General features: G+C 47.1%; 6 protein-coding genes. 3 read left to right on the top strand and 3 right to left on the bottom strand.

Translation table 11 applies throughout. From position 1 onward, the window contains the following. Window positions 1–17: 17 nt before the first annotated feature. Genes DDR33_RS23835 through DDR33_RS23825 form a run of 3 tightly spaced genes read right to left on the bottom strand, consistent with a single transcriptional unit; the run spans window position 18 to window position 2,400 of the window. Window positions 18–377, bottom strand: coding sequence for a CoA-binding protein (locus DDR33_RS23835; protein WP_109418314.1), 360 nt, complete (start codon window positions 375–377; stop codon window positions 18–20). Further along, on the bottom strand, window positions 374–856 hold the full coding sequence (locus DDR33_RS23830; protein WP_109418313.1) for a DinB family protein: 483 nt from the start codon (window positions 854–856) through the stop codon (window positions 374–376). The genes DDR33_RS23835 and DDR33_RS23830 overlap by 4 nt, the downstream gene beginning before the upstream one ends. After that, the gene (locus tag DDR33_RS23825) at window positions 853–2,400 is read right to left on the bottom strand and encodes an NAD(P)/FAD-dependent oxidoreductase (RefSeq protein ID WP_109418312.1); all 1,548 of its coding nucleotides are present in this window, start codon (window positions 2,398–2,400) and stop codon (window positions 853–855) included. The genes DDR33_RS23830 and DDR33_RS23825 overlap by 4 nt, the downstream gene beginning before the upstream one ends. A gap of 95 nt (window positions 2,401–2,495) precedes the next feature. On the opposite strand from DDR33_RS23825, the gene DDR33_RS23820 reads away from it, so the two are divergent. The 3 genes from DDR33_RS23820 to DDR33_RS23810 all read left to right on the top strand — a co-directional run. Next, window positions 2,496–3,074: a LemA family protein gene (locus tag DDR33_RS23820; protein WP_109418311.1), complete on the top strand. Its 579-nt coding sequence runs from the start codon at window positions 2,496–2,498 to the stop codon at window positions 3,072–3,074. 153 nt (window positions 3,075–3,227) lie between these two features. After that, a complete protein-coding gene (locus DDR33_RS23815) occupies window positions 3,228–3,653 on the top strand; it encodes a TPM domain-containing protein (protein ID WP_109418310.1) in 426 nt (141 codons plus the stop codon). 27 nt (window positions 3,654–3,680) lie between these two features. Continuing rightward, window positions 3,681–4,208 (top strand): TPM domain-containing protein (locus DDR33_RS23810; protein WP_238387933.1); only part of this gene is annotated, 528 nt, incomplete at its 3' end.

Raw genomic sequence — 4,208 nt, 5'->3', positions numbered from 1 at the left:
GAATCCCCCCTCCTTCACTAAAACTCTCCCGTCGATAGCATCACCAGGGTACAGCCTTCCACCGTTTCGATACCGCGCTGACGTGCCATGGATTCGAGTTCGGGATTCTCTGTCCCGGGGTTGAAGATAATCCTCTTTGGCTTTGTATCTAATATATAATCATAGAGAGGCTTCTGATTACGGGTACCGACATACATGGTGATCGTGTCTATGTCGTCATGTACAGCCTCCGGTTTTTCAATTGGCACACCTGCCACTTCTCCCCTTTTAATTCCTACGTTTACAATTTCATGTCCGTACCGCACCAGTTTATTTGCTGCAAGATAGGCATAACGACTGGGGTCTGGCGTGGCTCCAATTACAAGTGTCTTCTTCATAGTCGTTCCGTTTTTGATAACTGCTTATTTAATATCGCGATCTGGCCAAGATGATAGGTATGATGCTGGCCCAGTCCGGTTAATGTTTGTCTGAAAGTGATCAGAGGATTTTCATCCTCTTCATACGACACAAAAGTGTCCCATTGATCTTCTCTGAGCTCTGCAATTGCTTGTTTGAGTTCTGAATGAGCTTCCTGAAACAGTCCCGTCAGGTCTGGCCAGGAATAGCCGGAAGGATCCGGCCAGTCGCCCCTTTCGGGATCTGAAGCTACGTTCCCCCTGAGCCGGGCAGTCACCTCTTCCGTCCAGGCTGTCATATGGAGCAGAATTTCTTTAATTGAGTGAGCGTTGCCCACACGTTCGGAAACTACCCTTACATCAACCTGGCTTAGAATTTCTCTCACGGAACTGCCATACCAGGGATAACCGTTCACAACGGTTTCGATCTCTGTATGAATGACGTCGCCTACTGTTTTCATAATAACATTTTCACTACAGCATCAGCACAATTCATGCCATCAATGGCTGCTGAAACGATTCCTCCAGCATAACCGGCCCCTTCCCCGCAGGGAAACAGTCCCTGAGCCTGGGGATGCTGAAGGGATTCACGGTCACGGGGAATCCTTACCGGTGAAGAGGTCCTGGATTCTACACCAACCAGGATTGCTTCATTGGTAAAGTAGCCTTTCATCTTTTTACCAAATACAGGGAGAGCCCGCTTAAGCCTGCTGTAAACCACATCAGGTAAAACCTCACGGAGCTCTGCGCTCCTGGTACCTGGCAGATAGGAATTCACCGGAAGATCAACCGACAGCTTTCCATTCACAAAATCTACCATTCGCTGCGCAGGCGCAACAAGAGCGCCACCGCCTGCCATCCACGCCTTACGTTCCACCTCAGCCTGAAAATCAAGAAGGCTGAAAGGATCCCCGGGGCTAGTCACATCATCAAGAGTAATTTGAACTACCGTCCCTGAATTTGCATAAGGATTATTGCGCTTTGAAGGCGACCAGCCGTTCACGACTATCTCATTGAAATCGGTCGCACAGGGAGCAATAATTCCCCCCGGGCACATGCAAAATGAAAACACACCTCTCTTGTCCACCTGCTCTACCAGGCTATAATAGGAAGGCGGAAGATGTGCATCGCGCACCGAACAATGATACTGAGCCTGGTCGATCACACTTTGCGGATGCTCTATACGCACCCCTAATGCAAATGGCTTGGATTCCACAAGTAAACTCTGACGGCGCATTAAGTGAAAAACATCACGGGCAGAATGCCCTGTAGCAAGGATCACAGATTCTGCTTCAAACGTATTTCCATCTGCCGTCTTCACTCCGCGGATCTTTCCTGAGGTGATCAGCAATTCTGTTACCTTGCAATCAAAATGTACCTCTCCGCCTGCGTTCAGGATACTCTCCCGCATGGCTGTGATGATGTGCGGCAGCTTGTTTGTCCCAATATGAGGACGTGCGTCGATCAGGATATCTTCATCAGCGCCATGCGCTACAAATGTTTTCAGAACATACTGCACGTCTCCCCTCTTATTGGACCTGGTATACAGTTTACCATCAGAATAGGTCCCTGCTCCCCCTTCACCAAAGCAGTAATTCGATTCAGGATTGATCATCCCCTCGCGGTTAATCGCAGCCAGGTCGCGACGTCTTTGCCGGACATCTTTTCCTCTTTCGAGGACAACCGGCCTAAGGCCGCACTCGACACACCGGAGAGCCGCAAAAAGACCTGCGGGACCGGCGCCGACTATCAAAACGGGCTTTTTGTCGCTGACATTGGGATAATTAACTGAAAAAATTTCAGGTTGCGCTTCCTGGTCAATATATACCTCCACTTTAAGCCGGTAGACCACTTTTCTTCCCCGAGCATCAATGGAGCGCTTGAGGACTTTAACGTTTTGGATTCGTGTTTGTGTTATTCTCAGAGCATCTGAGGCGTGTTTGAAGAGCGCTGAGCTATCGGCTGTTTCGTGCGGCAGAAGCACGATCTCAATTTCTTTTATCATAAAAAAATGCCGGGTTTTTATCCCGGACAGTAACAAAGGTATGAAATTTGAAATCTAAGATGTAAATTGAAAAAGTTTTAACTTTTATTTAGAATATGAAACGAATCTTGTATACAATCGCCGGCTTACTGGCTGTTTTTTCTTTTTCCTCATGCGATTATAATGGTATGGTCAAACTGGATGAACAGGTGCAGGCACAATGGGCACAGGTGCAGAATGTTTATCAACGCCGCTCTGATCTGATCCCGAACCTGGTCAGCACAGTGAAGGGAGCTGCTAACTTCGAGAAAGAAACGCTGACACAGGTAGCTGAAGCAAGGGCAAAAGCGACATCGATCACGGTTGATCCTGATAAATTAACTCCTGAGAATATCCAGAAATTCCAGAGCGCTCAGGGAGAACTAAGCACCGCCCTCGGCCGCTTACTTTCTGTTACAGAAAACTATCCTGAATTAAAGGCTAATGCCAATTTCCAGGAATTACAGGCTCAGCTTGAGGGAACGGAAAACAGGATCACAGTCGAAAGACAGAAGTTTAACGAGGTTACCCAACAGTATAACTCGAAGATACGTTCCTTCCCTAATAACCTGACGGCAGGGATGTTCGGGTTTGAGAAAAAGGGATATTTCCAGGCCGAGGCAGGTTCGGAAAAGGCTCCAAAAGTTGAATTCTAATCACGTAGCACAGAGCCGGCAAATAAAATATGCCGGCTCTGTGTATTGTTCCACAATATTTAAGAAAAGAGGAAACCAAATCCCTCTCTATCAGTTAAAAAACAGTTCAGGCACGTAGCCAACGCTAATAAATAACAGCCAATCCCATCAGTCATGGCACTTTTTTCAGAACAGGAACAGGAAGATATCAGGATCGCGATCGAAAACGCAGAGAAGAATACCTCCGGCGAAATCAGGATCTGCGCACAAAAAAAATGTGAAGGCGATCCTCTTGACATAGCCGCTAATTATTTCCTTAAGATCGGGATGGATAAAACTGCCCTGAGAAACGGTGTTTTGATTTATATCGCCACTGAAGACCATAAATTTGCAATTATTGGCGATAAGGGCATTAACGAAGTGGTTCCGGGAGATTTCTGGGACGCCACAAAAGCGGCAATGCTTCAAAAATTCAGGGACGGACAAATGGCAGAAGGACTTGTGACAGGCATCACCATGGCAGGGGAAAAGCTTAAGCAATATTTCCCTCACTTTGACGGGGATAAGAATGAGTTGCCTGACGAGATATCGTACATGTAGCCTGATGCTGCTTAAAACCAAAACATTTTGAAAAAATCAGTTCTTTTAATCACATCATTTTACATCTTCCTCTTTTCTGCTTTCGCGCAGGAGTTTCCGCCGAAGCCTGACAGGCTTGTAAACGACTACACAGGCACGCTTTCGGAAGCGGAAGCAGGTCAACTGGAACATAAACTGGTTGCTTTCGATGATTCTACAAGCACACAGATTGCGGTGGTGCTCATGAAGTCTGTCGGTGCTTATGATATTGCCGACTACGGTGCGCGACTGGCTCAGAGCTGGGGCATCGGCGGTGGAAAAAACAACAATGGTGTTCTACTCCTGGTGGCCCTGGCCGACAGAAAAGTAACTATCCAGACTGGCTACGGTGTGGAGGGAGCGCTGCCGGATGCCATAACTAAGAGGATCATTGAGAATGAAATTAAACCTGAATTCCGTGATGGCCGGTATTATGACGGGATAGATAAAGCTACAGATGCCATTATTTCCTATACAAAAGGAGAGTATAAAAACGATCAGCCGAAACAGAAGAGACAATCCGGGAGTTTTCCTGTT

The organism is Pararcticibacter amylolyticus (genome assembly GCF_003130405.1).
In the GTDB taxonomy this organism is placed as follows: Bacteria; Bacteroidota; Bacteroidia; order Sphingobacteriales; family Sphingobacteriaceae; genus Arcticibacter; species Arcticibacter amylolyticus.
Note: the sequence above shows the minus strand (reverse complement) of the source record. Positions and strands in the feature narration are given on the sequence as shown.